Here is a 1,403-nt window from a genome sequence, read left to right as displayed (position 1 = left end):
TTGAAGTGACCCCTAAAAGTTAGACACGGTTATTTCATTAGGCAGCTTGATAAAAGTGAGTCCGGTATTGTACCGGGCTCATTTTTAATTTTGCCTTAATCCGTTTCGTATTATAATAATCTATATATTTTTCTAATTCTATTTTAAAGTGCTCTACATTTTCAAATTCTTTTATGTAGAGGAACTCCGACTTCATAATCCCAAAGAAATTTTCTATTACTGCGTTGTCGTAACAGTTTCCTTTTCGAGACATACTCTGGACGATAGCTCTTGATTCAAGTGTCCGGACGTACTGTCTCATTTGATAATGCCATCCTTGATCCGAATGCATCAGTAGCTGGTGGGTTTCGGGTAAACGTTCCAATGCTTTCTCTAACATGTCTGAAACAAGCGAATACGTCGGTCTAGAACCAATTGTATAGGTAATAATTTCAGCATTATACAAATCTAATACAGGTGATACATACAGTTTTTCTCCAAACAATTTAAACTCTGTGATGTCTGTTACCCACTTTTGATTCGGTGCATCTGTATGAAAATTACGCTCTAAAATATTAGGTGCAATTCTACCGACTTTTCCTTTATAGGATTTATATTTCTTCATACGTACAACACACTTTAACCCAAGCTCTTTCATAATGCGCTGAACCTTCTTGTGGTTCACTTTCTGGCCACGATTCGTTAATTCATCACGAATGCGACGGTAACCATAACGACCTTCATTTTCCTCATAAATCGCTTTAATCTCAGCTTTCAAATCGGCATCTACATCTGGACGATTCATTTTCTTTACTAAATCATAATACGTGCTTCGAGGAATAGTAGCTAGCTCCACGAGTGCCTTGACCGAATATTTATGCCTTAATTCATAGACTACTTGCGCTTTGTCTTGTTTTGTGATTTTTCCTTGTTTTGAACTAAGGCATTTAACTTTTTTAAGTACTCATTTTCCATCTCAAGCTGTTTAATGCGTGCTTCAAGTGCTTCGACTGATCCTTCAGCTAAAGGTTGTTTCAATTGTTTATTTGAATCTTTTTTCATGGATGGACGCCCCTTTTTCTTAGATTGAAGGGCATCAATTCCTTGTGTTTCGAACTGTTTTTTCCAAACAGAAATCGTTGAAGGGGCAGGAATATTAAAGATAGCTGCCGTCTCAAATAAGGACATACCGTTTTCAATCATAAAGTTTAGTACGTCTAGTTTAAATTGTTGTGTGTAATTTGTACATCGTTTTAGAAAAGCTTCCAGACCATTCTGTTTATATTGGTTTACCCAATTCAAAATGATTGTGTCACTTATACCGAGCGATCTACCCATTTCTCGATAACTTTCATTTCCGTTCAAATAACGTAGAACGATTTGTATTTTTTCATCAGCTGTAAATTTAGCCATAGAAAAACTGC

1 protein-coding gene is annotated in these 1,403 nt (G+C 36.1%); it reads right to left on the bottom strand.

Annotated features, from left to right (window positions below):
* Positions 1-37 precede the first annotated feature (37 nt).
* Positions 38-1,392, bottom strand: a protein-coding gene (locus RT27_RS34590) for an IS3 family transposase (RefSeq protein WP_156137727.1) whose coding sequence is annotated in 2 segments (ribosomal slippage) — positions 38-939 and positions 939-1,392 — 1,356 coding nt in all. Because the reading frame shifts where the segments join, the coding sequence is not laid out codon by codon here.
* Between the last annotated feature and the right edge of the window lie 11 nt (positions 1,393-1,403).

This window comes from Bacillus sp. L_1B0_5, assembly GCF_000836715.1.
Classification (GTDB): Bacteria; Bacillota; Bacilli; order Bacillales; family Bacillaceae_G; genus Bacillus_A; species Bacillus_A thuringiensis_S.
This window is presented reverse-complemented; position numbering and strand designations above follow the sequence as displayed.